At 70.3% G+C, this 15,574-nt stretch carries 14 protein-coding genes; 7 read left to right on the top strand and 7 right to left on the bottom strand.

Annotation, left to right across the window (positions count from 1 at the left end; all coding sequences use genetic code 11):
• Positions 1 to 47: 47 nt before the first annotated feature.
• The 3 genes from ABD784_RS11995 to fbaA all read right to left on the bottom strand — a co-directional run bounded on the left by ABD784_RS11995 (position 48) and on the right by fbaA (position 2,020).
• Entirely contained in the window at positions 48 to 482 is a 435-nt protein-coding gene (locus ABD784_RS11995) for an SRPBCC family protein (protein WP_344884935.1), read from the bottom strand.
• 94 nt (positions 483 to 576) lie between these two features.
• Positions 577 to 993 (bottom strand): DUF3151 domain-containing protein, encoded by a 417-nt coding sequence (locus ABD784_RS12000; RefSeq protein WP_344884938.1) that lies wholly within the window; start codon positions 991 to 993, stop codon positions 577 to 579.
• A gap of 4 nt (positions 994 to 997) precedes the next feature.
• On the bottom strand, positions 998 to 2,020 hold the full coding sequence (gene fbaA / locus ABD784_RS12005) for a class II fructose-bisphosphate aldolase (protein ID WP_344884941.1): 1,023 nt from the start codon (positions 2,018 to 2,020) through the stop codon (positions 998 to 1,000).
• A 204-nt stretch (positions 2,021 to 2,224) separates the two neighbouring features.
• Between fbaA and ABD784_RS12010 the strand changes: the two genes are divergently transcribed.
• The gene (locus tag ABD784_RS12010) at positions 2,225 to 3,409 is read left to right on the top strand and encodes a TerC family protein (protein WP_344884944.1); all 1,185 of its coding nucleotides are present in this window, start codon (positions 2,225 to 2,227) and stop codon (positions 3,407 to 3,409) included.
• A 54-nt stretch (positions 3,410 to 3,463) separates the two neighbouring features.
• On the opposite strand, the gene ABD784_RS12015 is transcribed toward ABD784_RS12010, so the two are convergent.
• Positions 3,464 to 4,156, bottom strand: coding sequence for a TrmH family RNA methyltransferase (locus ABD784_RS12015; protein ID WP_425582979.1), 693 nt, complete (start codon positions 4,154 to 4,156; stop codon positions 3,464 to 3,466).
• Positions 4,157 to 4,338: 182 nt separating this feature from the next.
• Between ABD784_RS12015 and nhaA the strand changes: the two genes are divergently transcribed.
• Complete coding sequence (nhaA, locus tag ABD784_RS12020; protein WP_344884950.1) at positions 4,339 to 5,727, top strand: Na+/H+ antiporter NhaA; 1,389 nt, start codon at positions 4,339 to 4,341, stop codon at positions 5,725 to 5,727.
• A gap of 181 nt (positions 5,728 to 5,908) precedes the next feature.
• Here nhaA and ABD784_RS12025 read toward each other — a convergent pair whose 3' ends face one another.
• Together ABD784_RS12025 and ABD784_RS12030 are read right to left on the bottom strand one after the other, a co-directional pair.
• Entirely contained in the window at positions 5,909 to 6,331 is a 423-nt protein-coding gene (locus ABD784_RS12025; protein ID WP_344884953.1) for a hypothetical protein, read from the bottom strand.
• A 97-nt stretch (positions 6,332 to 6,428) separates the two neighbouring features.
• A complete protein-coding gene (locus ABD784_RS12030; protein ID WP_344884955.1) occupies positions 6,429 to 7,946 on the bottom strand; it encodes a SulP family inorganic anion transporter in 1,518 nt (505 codons plus the stop codon).
• A gap of 232 nt (positions 7,947 to 8,178) precedes the next feature.
• Between ABD784_RS12030 and ABD784_RS12035 the strand changes: the two genes are divergently transcribed.
• The gene (locus ABD784_RS12035) at positions 8,179 to 8,532 is read left to right on the top strand and encodes a MerR family transcriptional regulator (RefSeq protein WP_344884958.1); all 354 of its coding nucleotides are present in this window, start codon (positions 8,179 to 8,181) and stop codon (positions 8,530 to 8,532) included.
• A gap of 10 nt (positions 8,533 to 8,542) precedes the next feature.
• Here the strand turns inward: ABD784_RS12035 and ABD784_RS12040 are convergent, their stop codons facing one another.
• Positions 8,543 to 9,571, bottom strand: a complete 1,029-nt coding sequence (locus ABD784_RS12040) for a LacI family DNA-binding transcriptional regulator (protein ID WP_344884961.1) — start codon at positions 9,569 to 9,571, stop codon at positions 8,543 to 8,545.
• Positions 9,572 to 9,772: 201 nt separating this feature from the next.
• Between ABD784_RS12040 and ABD784_RS12045 the strand changes: the two genes are divergently transcribed.
• The 4 genes from ABD784_RS12045 to ABD784_RS12060 are packed head-to-tail and all read left to right on the top strand — an operon-like array spanning position 9,773 to position 15,525.
• The gene (locus ABD784_RS12045) at positions 9,773 to 11,116 is read left to right on the top strand and encodes an extracellular solute-binding protein (RefSeq protein WP_344884964.1); all 1,344 of its coding nucleotides are present in this window, start codon (positions 9,773 to 9,775) and stop codon (positions 11,114 to 11,116) included.
• Between the two features lie 46 nt (positions 11,117 to 11,162).
• Positions 11,163 to 12,080: a carbohydrate ABC transporter permease gene (locus ABD784_RS12050; RefSeq protein ID WP_344884967.1), complete on the top strand. Its 918-nt coding sequence runs from the start codon at positions 11,163 to 11,165 to the stop codon at positions 12,078 to 12,080.
• Between the two features lies 1 nt (position 12,081).
• On the top strand, positions 12,082 to 13,002 hold the full coding sequence (locus ABD784_RS12055; protein ID WP_344884970.1) for a carbohydrate ABC transporter permease: 921 nt from the start codon (positions 12,082 to 12,084) through the stop codon (positions 13,000 to 13,002).
• Between the two features lie 24 nt (positions 13,003 to 13,026).
• The gene (locus ABD784_RS12060) at positions 13,027 to 15,525 is read left to right on the top strand and encodes a glycoside hydrolase family 3 N-terminal domain-containing protein (protein ID WP_344884973.1); all 2,499 of its coding nucleotides are present in this window, start codon (positions 13,027 to 13,029) and stop codon (positions 15,523 to 15,525) included.
• Positions 15,526 to 15,574 lie beyond the last annotated feature (49 nt).

The following is a 15,574-nucleotide window of genomic DNA, read 5'->3' on the forward strand; positions in this document are numbered from 1 at the left end:
GGGGAGAAGTCCCCACGCGGAGAGAGGGCCGTCCGCTGGAGGCTCGCCTACGGGGCCTTCTCGGCGTAGGCGCGGAACGCCTCCAGCTGGCCGGACTCCGCCTCCGCCAGGGCCTCCCGCAGCTCGTCCGCGCCGTCCGCTGCGGCGTGGTCCAGGCGGATGCCGACGCGCAGGCGCAGCCGGGTCCGGTCCCCCTCGGCGACCAGGAGGTACCCGTACTCGACGCGCACGTCCGCCCCGTCGGAGCCGGCGGCCAGCGTCAGGGCACTGCCGGGCTCGACCGTCGCGACGGTCAGCTCCCGCTCGTGGTCCGCGGACCGGTAGCGCAGGGTCTGCCCGGGCACCGCGGGGCCGACGGCGAGCATCGAGTCGACGCCCGGCATCCAGAGCGGTGCCGACACCCAGTCGGTCAGCAGATCCCACACCCGCCACTGCGGGAGGTGGATGAGTACCTCGTCCTCGAGCGCGGTGATCGACTCCATGAAAAGCATCCTCCCCCTTCCGCCGTGATGACGAAAGGGGGAGGATGCGGTCGCACCGCCGTGGGGCGCGAGGAGGCCGCGAGGAGTTCGGGCGCTACGCCTCGATCGCGGCGCGGGCGGCCGGGTCGGAATCGTCCAGGAAGCGGTTGATCCGCTCCACCTCGTCCAGCTCGCCGATCGACTCGGCGGCGCGGCCGAGTGCGTAGAGGGCGCGGAGGAAGCCGCGGTTCGGCACGTGGGTCCAGGGCACCGGGCCCTGGCCGCGCCATCCCGACTTCCGCAGCGCATCGAGGCCGCGGTGGTAGCCCACGCGGGCGTACGCGTAGGACTCGACGTGACGGCCGGCGTCGTACGCCTCGTCGGCGAGCGCCGCCCAGGCGAGGGACGACGTCGGATGGCTCGCCGCGACGTCCGCGGCCGGCTCGCCCGCGGCGAGACGGGACTCGACGTCGGGCTCCTCGGGCAGCAGCGTCTCCGGGATGCCGAGCAGGTTCTTGCCGATCTCGCTCATGCGGCTACTTGATCGACTTCCCGGCCGAGCCGAGCTGGCGTGCGGCCTCGAAGACACGGGCGGCCATCGACGCCTCGGCCTTGGCGCCCCAGACGCGGGGGTCGTAGGTCTTCTTGTTGCCGACCTCGCCATCGACCTTCAGGACGCCGTCGAAGTTCTGGTACATGTGGCCGGCGACCGGACGCGTGAACGCGTACTGGGTGTCGGTGTCGATGTTCATCTTGATCACGCCGTAGGAGACCGCGTCGGCGATCTCCTGCTCCGAGGAGCCCGAGCCGCCGTGGAAGACCAGGTCGAACGGCTTGTCCTGGCCGAGCTTCGCGCCGACCTCGGCCTGGATCTCCTGGAGGATCTCGGGGCGCAGCTTCACGCCGCCCGGCTTGTAGACGCCGTGCACGTTGCCGAATGTCAGAGCGGTGATGTAGCGGCCGTTCTCGCCGGCGCCGAGGGCCTCGATGGTCGCCATCGCGTCGGCGACGGTGGTGTAGAGCTTGTCGTTGATGGCGTTCTCGACGCCGTCTTCCTCGCCACCGACGGTGCCGATCTCGACCTCGAGGATCTGCTTGGCGGCCGCGGAGCGGGGCAGCAGGTCGGCGGCGATGCGGAGGTTCTCCTCCAGCGTCTCGGCGGAGCCGTCCCACATGTGCGAGTTGAAGATCGGGTCGCGGCCGGCCTTGACCTCGGCCTCGGAGGCCTCGAGCAGCGGCAGGACGAACTCGTCCAGCTTGTCCTTGGGGCAGTGGTCGGTGTGCAGGGCGATGTTCACGCCGTAGGACTTCGCGACCTCGCGGGCGAACGCGGCGAAGCCGAGCGAGCCCGTCACCATGTTCTTGACGGAGGAGCCGGACCAGTAGGCGGCACCGCCGGTGGAGACCTGGATGATGCCGTCGGACTCGGCCTCGGCGAAGCCGCGGATGGCGGCGTTGAGGGTCTGCGAGCTCGTGACGTTGACGGCGGGGAAGGCGTATCCGCCCTCCTTGGCCGCGTCGATCATGGCGTTGTACTTGTCCGGGGTAGCGATCGGCATTCCGTCTCCTGACGTTGTGCGAGATATATGGTCTGGACAACACTGTCGGGACCATCCTAGGCCAGCAGTGGTCTCCGGCACGGTCCGTTTGACGGCCGTCGTCGTATTCTTACCGGGACCGCACCCGAGGCACCACCGCACGATCCACCGCACGATCCACCGCTCCTCCGCACCTCCGACGCGTCTCCTGTGAAAGGGCTTCCGATGACCGTTCCCGGCTGGCTCTGGGCTGCCACCATCGTCTTCATCCTGCTGCTCGTCGCCTACGACTTCTTCTTCCACGTCCGCAAGGCCCACACCCCCACGCTCAAGGAGGCGTCGATCTGGTCGGCCCTCTACGTGGGCATCGCGCTCGTGTTCGGCCTGGGCCTCTGGCTCCTCGGCGGGCACCAGGCCGGCGGCGAGTACTTCGCCGGCTACATCACGGAGAAGGCGCTCTCCGTGGACAACCTCTTCGTCTTCCTGGTCATCATCTCCAGCTTCCGCGTCCCCCGCGAGGACCAGCAGAAGGTGCTGCTGTTCGGCATCGTGTTCGCGCTGATCGCCCGCACGGGCTTCATCTTCCTCGGCGCGCAGCTGATCAACACCTTCGCGTGGATGTTCTACCTCTTCGGCCTGATCCTGCTGCTCACGGCGGGCAACATGCTCAAGAAGGACGACCACTCCGACGATGCGGACAACTTCATCATCCGGCTCGCCAAGCGCTTCCTGCCCACCACGGACAAGTACGACGGCGACCGCCTGTTCACGGTGCAAGACGGCAAGCGGGTGCTCACCCCGATGCTGCTGGTCATGGTGGCCATCGGCGGCACCGACATCCTGTTCGCGCTCGACTCGATCCCGGCGATCTACGGCCTGACGCAGGAGGTCTACATCGTCTTCACGGCCACCGCGTTCTCGCTGCTCGGCCTCCGCCAGCTCTACTTCCTGCTGGACGGGCTCCTGGACCGCCTGATCTACCTGTCCTACGGGCTCGCCGCGATCCTGGGCTTCATCGGCGTCAAGCTGATCCTGCACGCGCTGCACGAGAACAACGTGCCGTTCGTCAACGACGGCCAGCCCGTGCCGGTCGTGGAGATCTCCACGCAGCTCTCGCTGAGCGTCATCATCGGCGTCCTGGTGCTGACCGTGCTGATGTCCCTGTTCTCCAAGGCCGGCAAGGCCAACACCGCCGTCTCCAACGCCCGGCGCCACGCCCAGAACTACCTGAACCCGGACTACACCTCGGACGAGTTCGAGCGCGAGCGGGTGTTCCGCCTGCTGCTGGACGAGGAGAAGCAGATCGCCGGCATGGAGAAGAAGTACCGGGACCGGGTGAAGGACATCGAGGAGATCCGGGCCCGAGTCGCCGAGGCCCACGAACTCCACACCCGCATCACCAGGTTCTAGGCGGCGGGCGGGCGGCTCCCCTGACACGTGATCCCCGGTCCCGGGGACCACGTGTCAGGGGCGCTGGCCGAAGGGGTGCCGCCTGATCCAGGCGTGCATCGCGATCGCGGCGGCCGAGCCGGCGTTGATGGACCGGGTGGATCCATACTGCTCGATGGAGAGGGTGGCGTCCGCGGCCCGGTGGACCTCCTCGCTCAGCCCGGGGCCCTCCTGGCCGAACACCAGGACGCAGCGCCGCGGCAGGTCGAACGTCTCCAGCTGCTGGGAGTCGGGGAAGAGGTCGACGGCGATGACGGCCAGCCCCTCGCCCCGCGCCCAGGCGACGAAGTCCGTGACGGTCGGGTGGTGGCGCACGTGCTGGTACCGGTCGGTGACCATGGCGCCGCGCCGGTTCCAGCGCCGGCGTCCGATGATGTGCACCTCCCGGGCCAGGAAGGCGTTGGCCGTCCGCACCACGGTGCCGATGTTGAAGTCGTGCTGCCAGTTCTCGATGGCGACGTGGAAGTCGTGCCGGCGGGAGTCCAGGTCGGCCACGATCGCCTCGTGCCGCCAGTACCGGTACTGGTCCACGACGTTGCGCCGGTCCCCCTCGCGCAGGAGCTCGGGGTCCCAGTGGTCGCCCTCGGGCCAGGGGCCCTCCCAGGGTCCGACGCCGACCTCGGCGACCGCCGGGACGTCCGGCGTCGCGCCGGAGGCCGCGGCACCGGCCGCCGGCTCCCCCGCCGTCGTGCCCGGAACGGCGGCCATCCCCGCCTCCGGGGCGCGCCCCTCGGTCCCGTGTTCCGTCCCGTCCGCCGGGTTCGCCCTGTGAGTCACCGGCCCAGCCTATTTCAGTCGTCGTGATGCCCGTCGCCTAGACTGGTACGCGGTGAGCCGGGAAGTCTGGTCGGCAGTGACGTATTCGAACGACCCGAAGGATTGACGTTTATATGGCCAACAAGCCAGGTCCCGAGACCTCCGACGGCCCCCCGGGGGCCCCGTCCCAGGGACAGACCCGCCCGCTGATCGGCTGGGGCTCCTACTCCGAATCGCGGCGCATCGGCGAGATCCTCCGCAAGGAGACCGTCGGCGGCCTCATGCTCGTCGCCGCGGCGGCCATCGCCATCATCTGGGCCAACTCGCCGGCCTCCGACGCCTACTTCTCGCTGCGCGACTTCCACGTCGCGATCGGCCCCGAGTCCTGGCACCTGGACCTCAGCCTCGGCCACTGGGCCTCGGACGGGCTGCTGGCCATCTTCTTCTTCCTCGTCGGCCTCGAGCTGAAGAAGGAGATCGTCGCCGGGGACCTGCGCACGCCGAGCAAGGCGATGGTCCCGGTCATGGCCGCCGTCGGCGGCGTCATCATCCCCGCCGGCATCTACGCCCTGATCAACATGGGCAGCGCGACGGCGCTGCACGGCTGGGCGATCCCCACCGCGACGGACATCGCCTTCGCCGTCGCCGTGCTGGCGATCATCGGCTCCCACCTTCCCTCGCCCCTGCGCATCTTCCTGTTGACGCTGGCCGTGGTGGACGACCTCATCGCCATCCTGATCATCGCCGTGTTCTACACGGACGAGATCAATTTCGTCCCGCTGGCGCTCTTCGTGGTGCCGGTGATCATCTACGCCGTCCTGGCGCAGAAGTTCCGCCACTTCCTCGGCACGCACGCCTGGGCCCCCTGGGCCATCCTGCTGCCGCTCGGCCTGGTGGCCTGGGCGCTCCTGCACGCCTCCGGCATCCACGCGACCATCGCGGGCGTGGTGCTCGGCTTCGTGGTGCCGGTCATCATCAGCAAGGAGGGCCAGGCCAAGGGCGCCAAGCACGGCCTGGCCGAGGACCTGGAGCACCACCTCCGGCCGCTCTCCAGCGGCGTCGCGGTGCCGATCTTCGCGTTCTTCTCCGCCGGTGTGGCGATCGGCGGCGCGGAGGGCTTCGCGTCCGCCCTCACCGACCCGGTCACGATCGGCGTGGTCGCCGGCCTGGTGCTCGGCAAGCCGGTCGGCATCCTGCTGACCACGTGGTGCATGGCCAAGTTCACCAAGGCGCAGCTGGACGCCTCGATCCGCTGGATCGACCTCTTCGGTGTGGGCCTCCTGGCGGGCATCGGCTTCACCGTCTCCCTGCTCGTCGCCGAACTCAGCTTCGGCATCGAAAGCGAGCACAACGACCACGCCAAGGTCGCCATCCTCTCCGCATCGGTCCTCGCGGCCCTGTTGGCCGCCGCGATCCTCGGGGTCCGCAACCGCCACTACAAGCGGATCGAGGAGGAGGCGTCCATCGACGCCAACGCCGACGGCATCCCGGACGTCTACGAGGAGGACTCGAACAAGCGCTGACCGGTCCGGCCCCGCCGGGGCCGCCGACGCTTGAGACGCAGAAGGGGAGCGCACCCGCGGGTGCGCTCCCCTTCTGCATTCCTTCTGCGTTCTGTCCCCGTCGGCGCCGCTCGATCAGTGCCGCAGGAGCAGTGCCGCAGGAGCGATGCCGCGGGAGCGGTGCCGCGGATCCGCCGCGGAACTACCCGGCGGCCTCGTCGACCGTGGAGAACCCGATCTCCTCGAAGGTCGCGGCGTCGTCCTCTCCGCCGACCAGAGCGTAGAGCACCTCGGCGCCCTCGCCGTGCGCATTCACCGCGAGCCGGGCGACGATCGCGGCCACATGGGCGGTGGCGACGTCGCCGTCCTCCTCCACGGGGTGCACCGGGGCGAGGACGGCGAAGCCGTCGCCGTACGCCACCCGGCCCCGGGCCACGGGCTGGTCGAAGTGCGTCAGCTCGACGACGTCGTACTCGTCCAGGGGCGCCTCGAACAGTGCGTACTCGTCCGGCAGGGCCTCGACCGCCTCGACCTCCAGCGGGTCGGCGCTCAGCAGGATGGCACCCTCCGGGCGCTCGGATTCGAGGACGGACCAGACGGGCTCCCAATCGTGTTCAGCACTCATGCCAGCAGGCTACACCCGGGCCCGGGCGGCGTGGAGGGGGCCGGTCGCCGCCGCGGGACGGGCCCGTCGGGCATCGCCGCGCCGGCCATCCTCGGCGTCAGTGCCCGCCGGCGAGTTTCCCGGCGAGCCGCCGATGCATGTCCGAGCTGGCCTGGTTGAGGCCCACGACCTCCGCCGTCTTGCCGTACTTGGCGTACTTCTCCTGGATGCTGTCCAGCGCGGCGATGGTCGAGGCGTCCCAGAGGTGGGAGGCGTGCATGTCGATGATCACGCGGTCCGGATCGAGGGCGTACTGGAACTGGTAGTAGAGGTCGTTGGAGGACGCGAAGAACAGCTCGCCGTCGACCACGTACGTAGCGACCGCACCCTCCCCCTCGCCGGCGACGGACCGCTCCACGGTGACGAAGTGCGCGACGCGCCGGGCGAAGAGCACCATGGCCATCAGCACGCCGGCTGCGACGCCGATCGCCAGGTTGTGGGTCCAGACGGTGGCGACCACGGTCACGAGCATGACGGCGGTCTCCGACTTCGGCATGCGGCGCAGGGTGGCCGGATGGATCGAGTGCCAGTCGAACGTCGCGATGGACACGAAGATCATGACCGCCACGAGCGCGGCCATGGGGATGATCGCCACCACGTCGCCCAGCGCCACCACGAGGACCAGCAGGAGGAGGCCGGCGAGGAACGTGGAGATCCGGGTGCGGGCGCCGGAGGCCTTGACGTTGATCATGGTCTGGCCGATCATCGCGCAGCCGCCCATGCCGCCGAAGAAGCCCGTGACGAGGTTGGCGACGCCCTGGCCCCAGGACTCGCGCGTCTTGTTGGAGTGGGTGTCCGTGATGTCGTCCACGAGCTTGGCGGTCATGAGGGACTCGAGCAGGCCGACGAACGCCATGGCCAGCGAGAACGGGAAGATGATCTGCAGCGTCTCCAGGGTCAGCGGCACGTCCGGGAAGAACAGGGCCGGCAGCGACTCGGGCAGGTCGCCCTTGTCGCCCACGGTGGGCACGGTGATGGAGGCCGCGACGGTGATGGCCGTGAGCAAGACGATCGCGACCAGTGGCGCAGGCACCACGCGGGTGATCCGGGGCAAGCCGAACACGATCAGCAGCCCGAGCGCCGTCAGCGGGTACACGAGCCACGGGACGCCCAGCAGCTCCGGCACCTGGGACATGAAGATGAGGATCCCCAGGGCGTTGACGAACCCCACCATGACGGAGCGCGGGATGAAGCGCATGAGCTTGGCGACGCCGACCAACGCGAGCACCACCTGCAGGACGCCGGCGAGGATCACCGCCGCGATGAAATAGTCCAGCCCGTGGCTGGCCACCAGGGGCGCGATGACCAGCGCGATGGCCCCGGTCGCGGCGGAGATCATCGCGGGGCGGCCCCCGACGAAGGCGATGGTGACGGCCATCGTGAACGAGGCGAAGAGCCCGAGGCGCGGGTCGACGCCGGCGATGATCGAGAAGGCGATCGCCTCCGGGATCAGGGCCAGGGCGACGACGAGGCCGGCCAGGACCTCGGTCTTCAGCAGGCGCGGCGAGCGGAGCGTGCGCAGGGTCGACTGGCGCTGCTCCGGGGTGAGCTCCGCGGCCTCGGCGGTGGTGGGCATGCTGGCCTTTCCGCCCCGGCCCGATCGCGGCAGCCGCGGGGCGGCCGGCCGCAGCGAGGCGGGGGAAGTTCTGGGGGTGGCGGTTCGTAGAATGGAGCCCGCGTCGGGGGCTTCGGGCACCGAGGTGCCGCCGGCGGGCACGATCCAGACTACCCTAACGTTACGTGAGGGTTGAAGGCCTGTGACCGACGCGACCCGGGCGACGCCCCACGATTCACGACCGAGGAGAGACATGCAGATTGGCGAGCTCGCCGAGGCCGTGGGCCTGTCGCTGCGCACCATCCGGCACTACGACGACGTCGGCCTGCTCCCGGCGTCCCGCACCGAGGGCGGCTACCGCGTCTACACGGACGAGGACCTGCGGCGGATGCTGGTCATCCGGACGCTGAAACCGCTCGGCTTCAGCCTCGAGGAGCTGCGCACAGCGCTGAACTGCCTGGATGACGCCCGGTCCGGCACGCCGGAGGCCCAGGAGCAGCTGGCTGCACTGGTCGAGCAGATCCGGGAGCGCCGCGATCAGATGGAAGTGAATCTGCGCCGGGCCGACGAGCTCCTCGGGGACCTCGACCACCGACGCGACGGCTGACCGCGGCTAGCTAGTCCTCCAGTCCGGCGGGCGGCGCCGTCGAGGCCCGCGGGACGAGCCGGGTCTCCAGCTGGAAGGGGTGGGCGAAGCGCTGCGGGTCGTTCGCCAGCGCGAGCGCCCGCTCGACGGCCACCTGCCCCATCGAGTCCAGCGGCTGGCGGACCGTGGTCAGCGCCGGCGACATCCAGGACGCCGCCGACGTGTCGTCGAAGCCGATGACGCTGAGCCGCTCGGGGACGCCGATCCCGAGCTCCTCCGCCCCGCGCAGCACACCCAGCGCGACGTCGTCGGACACCGCGAAGATCGCCGTGGGCGGCTCGTCGGCATGGAGCATCCGCAGCGCGGCGTTCCGGCCCGCCTCCGGGGTAAAGCCGCCACCGAGCACCAGTGACTCGTCGACCGGCACCCCGGCCAGCTGCATGGCGGAGCGGAACCCCTGCAGGCGCTCCCCCGCGGGCACCGAGTCGTCCGGCCCGCGGACCATGCCGATCCGCCGATGCCCCAGGGACAGCAGGTGGTCGGTGGCCTGCTTGCCGCCGTTCCAGTTGGTCGAGCCGATCGAGACCACCTCCTCCTGGTTCCGCGACGCCGGATCGACGGCGATCAGCGGCAGGCCGTTCTGCCGGCACCACCGGATCTGCGCGTCGGTGATCGAGGTGGTGACCACGATCAGGCCGGCCGTCCCCGCCCTCACCAGGTCGCGCAGCCAGGGCATGGACAGCACCTCGTGGCCGGCGGCGTCGCCCTCGATGCACGTGGTGCTCAACTCCACGCCGGCACGCTTGGCCGCATGGATAGCCCCGTTGAGGATGGCCACAGCGTACGGACTGCTGAAGTGGTCGAAGACCATCGTGAGGCGCAGCGGGGCGTCCCGACTGGTCACTCGGCGCCTCGGCGCATACGAAAGCTCCTCCGCAATTTTTGCGATCCTCCGGCGCATCGCCTCGCTGACGTCGCCGCGCCCGTTGAGCGCCTTGGAGGCCGTCGCAACCGAGACCCCGGCCGCCGCAGCGATGTCCTGAAGCCGCACAGTCGTCATATCCTCCTCCTTCGAACCGCCCCCCGGATGCGCCGGGGAAATCATCGCACGCACCCCTTGACGTGACTCGGAACACACCATACCTTTTCTCCGCCGAACACAAGTTTCCGAAAATTTCGTGACGTCTGACCGACGCCTCGGACCGACGCGGGAACCCGCATCCGATCGCAGAGCACCTGCCATGTTCAAGGGAGTGCACCCATGCCCAGCCCCAGCAACCACAGCACCGCCGCCCCGACCAGGAGCCGCATCACCCGCCGCAGCGTCCTCGCCGGCGCCGCGCTGATCGCACCGCTGGTGCTCTCCGCCTGCGGCGGAGCCCAGCCCGGCGGCGCCACCGCCTCCGGCGACGGCCTCTCCGCGTGGACCCTGACGGGCGCCCAGCAGTCCGTCTTCGAGGACTCGTTCGCCGCGTGGAGCGAGGCGCACCCGGAGCAGGCGATCTCCGCCGAGTACTTCGCCAACGACGCCTACAAGGAGAAGATCCGCACCGCCGTCGGCTCCGGCAACGCGCCGACGTTGATCTTCAACTGGACCGGCGGCACGCTGGCCGACTACGTGGCGAACGAGCAGGTCGTGGACCTCACCGGCCGGGTGAACGAGCTCGGCGAGCGCGTGATCCCGTCGATCATGCAGGCCGGCGAGGTGGACGGGAAGCAGTACGCGGTCCCGAACAACAGCACCCAGCCGGTCATCCTCTACTTCAACGAGAAGCTCTTCGAGCAGGTCGGCGCCGAGCCGCCCACCACGTGGGAGGAGACGCTCGACGTCGTCGAGAAGTTCAAAGCGGAGGGCATCACGCCGTTCGCCGTCGCGGGTCAGAGCCAGTGGCCCTACCTCATGTGGATCCAGTACCTCACGGACCGCATCGGCGGCCCCGAGGTCTTCCAGGCCATCCAGGACAACGAGCCGGATGCCTGGAGCCACCCGGCCGTGACGGAGGCGCTCACGAAGATCCAGGAACTCGTCGACGCGGGCGCCTTCGGCGAGTCGTACGGCTCCGTCGTCGCCGACAACAACGCGGACGTCGCCCTGCTCCACACCGACCAGGCGGCCATGCTCCTCCAGGGCAGCTGGGTCTACGCCAGCTTCAAGACCGACGCGCCCGAGTGGTTCGCGGAGGGCAACCTCGGCTACACCGAGTTCCCGGGCATCGAGGGCGGGGCGGGCGATCCGGCCAACGTGGTCGGCAACCCGGCGAACTTCTGGTCCGTCTCCGCGGCGGCGTCCGAGGACCAGCAGCAGGCGGCCGTCGACTACCTGAACGAGGTCAACCTCGACGAGGGCGCCGTCGACGCGCTGCTCGACGCCGGACTGGTCCCGTCCACCACGGGCGCCGAGGAGAAGATCGCCGCGCACGAGGAGTCGGACTACCTGTCCTTCGCCTACGGGATGGTCCAGGACGCGCCGAACTTCCAGCTCTCCTGGGACCAGGCCCTCGCGCCCGCTCAGGCGCAGGAGCTGCTCACGAAGCTCGCCCAGATCTTCCAGGGCACCATCACGCCCGAGGAGTTCGTGGACGCCATGAACGCGACCATCAAGTGACCCGTCCCGTGACCGCCCCGAACCCAGGAGACCGGACAGCTTCCCCATGAGTTCACACGCCATCGCCATCCGCCGATCGCCCCGGCAGCGGGACCGCACCGCAGGACCTAGCACGTGGATGCTCGCGCCCGCGCTGACCTTCTTCGGGGTCTTCGCGATCATCCCCCTGCTGGGCGTGGCCGTCCTGTCCCTCATGAGCTGGGACGGCCTCGGCACCCCGGAGTTCGCCGGCCTCGCCAACTGGCAGCGGGTCTTCTCCGACCCGGTCACCCTCAACGCCATGTGGCTGACGCTCGGCATGACGGTCCTCAGCTACGCCGTGCAGGCGCCCCTGTCCATCCTGCTGGGCGTCTTCATGGCCGGCAGCGAGAAGTACCGGGCCCTCTTCTCGGTCCTGTACTTCCTCCCGCTGCTCTTCTCGGCCGCCGCCGTCGGCATCACCTTCAAGGCGCTGATGGACCCGAACTTCGGACTCGCCAAGGCGTTCGACGTCGGCTGGCTCGCCCAGGACTGGCTGGGCAACCCACAGCTGGCGTTCTACGTGCTGATCCTCGTGATCTCGTGGTCGTTCGTGCCGTTCCACTCGCTGCTCTACCAGGCGGGGGTGCGGCAGATCCCGAACTCCCTGTACGAGGCGGCCATGCTCGACGGCGCGGGCCGGGTCCGCACGTTCTTCTCCGTGACGCTGCCCCAGCTGAAGTACACGGTGGTCACCAGCTCCACGCTGATGATCGTCGGCTCCCTGACGTACTTCGATCTGGTCTTCGTCATGACGGCAGGCGGACCCGGCAACTCGACCCGCATCCTGCCCCTGGACATGTACCTGACCGGGTTCCGCAGCTACCAGATGGGTCCGGCGAGCGCGATCGCGCTGATCCTGGTGGTCGTGGGCCTGATCGTCTCCCTGGCCCTGAACAAGTTCAGCGGCTCCGACCAGATGGAAAGCCAGATGGAGGGCGCCTGAGATGACCGCAACGACCCACGACACCGCCCCCGTCACGCCGGCGATCCGCCCCGAGGCGGGACCGCAGCCGTCCCCGCGGCGGCGTCGCCCCTCGCTCCTGAGAGCGGGGCAGGCCCCCAACGTCCTGGGCGGCCTCGCCGGGACGTTCTGGCTGCTGGTCACGATCGTCCCGATCTACTACATCGTGGTCACCAGCCTGCGCCCGCGCGAGGAGTACTACAGCGCCAACCCGCTCTCGCTGCCCGCGAACCCCACGCTCGGGGCCTACCAGCGGGTGCTGGAGAACGAGTTCCTGCTGTACTTCGCCAACAGCGCCATCGTCGCGGTCGCGACCGTCGCCGTCGTGCTGGCCATCTCGCTGCTGGCGAGCTACGTGATCGTCCGCAACCGCGGGCGGTTCGCGCGGTTCTCCCACCGGCTGTTCCTGCTGGGCATCGCCATCCCCATCCAGGCGACCATCATCCCGGTGTACTACCTGATCGTGCAGCTGGGGCTCTACGACAGCCTGCTGGCGCTGATCCTGCCGGGCATCGCCTTCGCGATCCCGATCAGCGTCCTGATCCTCACGAACTTCCTGCGCGACATCCCGACCTCGCTGTACGAGGCGATGACGATCGACGGCGCCTCGCACTGGCAGATGTTCAGGCTGCTGGTGCTGCCGCTGTCGAAGCCGGCGATCGTGACGGTGGGGATCTACGACGCCCTGCAGGTGTGGAACGGCTTCCTGTTCCCGCTGGTGCTCACCCAGAGCTCGGAGGTGCGCGTGCTGCCGCTGTCGCTCTGGAGCTACCAGGGCGAGTTCGCGGTCGACGTCCCCGCGGTGCTGGCCGCCGTCGTCCTCTCCTGCGTCCCGATCCTCGCCGCGTACATCCTCGGCCGCAAGCAATTGATCTCCGGCCTGACCGCCGGCTTCAGCAAGTAAGACCTCGACCTGCAAAGGAATCCCATGACCACCGCAGAACACCGCTGGCAGGACGCCCGGCTGCCGATCCCCGACCGCGTCGAGGCGCTGCTGGCCGAGCTGACCCTGGAGGAGAAGGTCTCCCAGCTGGGCTCGTACTGGATCCGGCCGGAGGAACGGAAGGAGCAGGGCGGGGGCGACGGCAACGTCGCGCCGATGGAGGACACCTTCTCCAGCGGCCGCCCGACGTTCGAGGAGGAGATCCGAGGCGGGCTCGGCCAGATCACGCGGGCCTTCGGCTCGGCACCCCTGGACCCCGCCGAGGGGCGCGAGCGGCTGGCCCGCCTGCAGCGGCAGGTGCTCGGCGCCAACCGGCTCGGCCTCCCGGCGCTCGCGCACGAGGAGTGCCTGACCGGCTTCACCACCATGGCCGCGACCTGCTACCCGGCGTCGATCGCCTGGGCGGCCTCCTTCGACGCGTCGCTGGTGCGGGACATGGCGGCACGCATCGGACGCGACATGAGGAAGACCGGCGTCCACCTGGGCCTCTCCCCCGTGCTCGACGTCGTCCGGGACTACCGCTGGGGCCGCGTCGAGGAGACCCTCGGCGAGGACCCGCACCTCGTCGGCGAGCTCGGCACCGCGTACGTCCAGGGGCTGCAGTCCGGGGGCGTGCACGCGACGCTCAAGCACTTCGCCGGCTACGCCGCCTCCCGGGCCGGCCGCAACCACGCGCCGGTGCCGATGGGCAGCCGTGAGTTCGAGGACGTGGTCCTGCCGCCGTTCGAACGGGCGGTCCGCGAGGGCGGCGCCCGCTCGGTCATGAACTCGTACGCCGACGTGGACGGCGAGGCCCCGGCGGCCAGCCACCGCCTGCTGACCGGGATCCTGCGCGAGCGCTGGGGCTTCACCGGCACGGTGGTGTCCGACTACTGGGCCATCAGCTTCCTGGAGACCATGCACCGGGTCGCCGAGGACCAGGACGACGCCGGCGTCCTCTCCCTCACCGCCGGCATGGACGTCGAGCTGCCGGAGACGAACGCCTTCCGGAACCTCGCCCGCGCGGTCGGGTCGGGGCGCTTGGACGCCGAGGTGCTCGACACGGCGGTCCGCCGGGTCCTGACGCAGAAGGCCGAGCTGGGCCTGCTGGACGCCGACTGGTCCCCGGAGGATGCGTGGGAGGGGGACGACGTCGACCTCGACTCGGCCGGCAACCGCGCGCACGCCCGCCGCATGGCCGAGCAGTCGATCATCCTGCTCAAGAATGACGGCGTCCTGCCCCTAGGCGGGACCGCGGCATCGGGCGGGACCGCGGCATCGGGCGGGACCGCGGCACCGGACGGGGCCGCTTCGCCGGGCGGGGCCGCCACGCCGTGCGGGGCCGAGGGCGGGCCGCGCCTCGCCGTCGTCGGCCCCTCCGCCGGGCAGCCGCGCACCCACCTGGGGTGCTACTCCTTCACCAACCACGTGTACTCGCGGTTCTTCGGGGAGGACGAGCACGGGATCGACCTGGTCTCGATCCTCGACGCGCTGAGGGCCGCCCCGGCGCTGTCCGGCGCGGAGATCGTGCACGAGCGCGGCGTGGACTTCACCGACCCGGACGGCTCCGGACTCGAGGCGGCCGTCGCGGCGGCCCGGGACGCGGACGTCGCGATCGTGACGGTCGGCGACCTGGCCGGCCTGTTCGGCCGCGGCACCTCGGGCGAGGGCTGCGACGTCGTCGACCTGGGGCTTCCGGGCCGCCAGGCGGAGCTGGTGGAGGCCGTCCTCGCCACGGGGACGCCGACCGTGCTGGTGCTCGTCACCGGTCGGCCGTACTCGCTCGGGGCGTTCGCCGACCGGGCGGCGGCGATCGTGCAGGCGTTCATGCCGGGCGAGGAGGGCGGCCCCGCGCTCGCCTCCGTGCTGACGGGCGCGGTGAACCCGTCCGGGAAGCTGCCGGTGCAGATCCCGGACCATGTGGGCGGGCAGCCCGGCACCTACCTGACCCCGCCGCTGGGCTGGTACTCGGACGGTGTGTCCAACCTCGACCCGCGGCCGCTGTACCCGTTCGGCTACGGCCTGTCCTACACGTCGTTCGCGGTGAGCGACCTGGAGCTCTCCGCGGAGGAGATGGGGAACGACGGCGTGCTCACCGTGGCGGCGTCCGTCACCAACACGGGCGGCCGGGCCGGCGCGGAGGTGGTGCAGGCGTACCTCGAGGACGAGGTGGCGTCCGTGGTGCGGCCGCGGCTCTGGCTGACCGGCTTCGCGAAGGTGGAGCTGGAGTCCGGCGAGTCGGCCCGGGTCGAGTTCCGGATCCACGCCGACCGCACGTCCTTCACCGGCGTGGAGGGGAAGCGGATCGTGGAGCCGGGCGCCTTCTCCGTGAAGGTGGGCACGAGCAGCGAGGACCTGCCCCTCGCCGGCCGATTCGCCGTCTCGGGGCCGGTCCGCGCGGTGCCCGAGGGCCGCGTGCTGGACACGCCGGTCCGCGTGATCCGCGAGGCCGCCGAGGCGGTCCTGGCCGCGGGACCGGGCGCCGCGCAGGAGGCCGGCGTCTGACGGCCGCAGCCGCGGCAGGACGGTGAGGGGGCGGGGTTCCACGTGGAAC

This window comes from Zhihengliuella alba (assembly GCF_039538765.1).
Taxonomy (GTDB): domain Bacteria; phylum Actinomycetota; class Actinomycetes; order Actinomycetales; family Micrococcaceae; genus Zhihengliuella; species Zhihengliuella alba.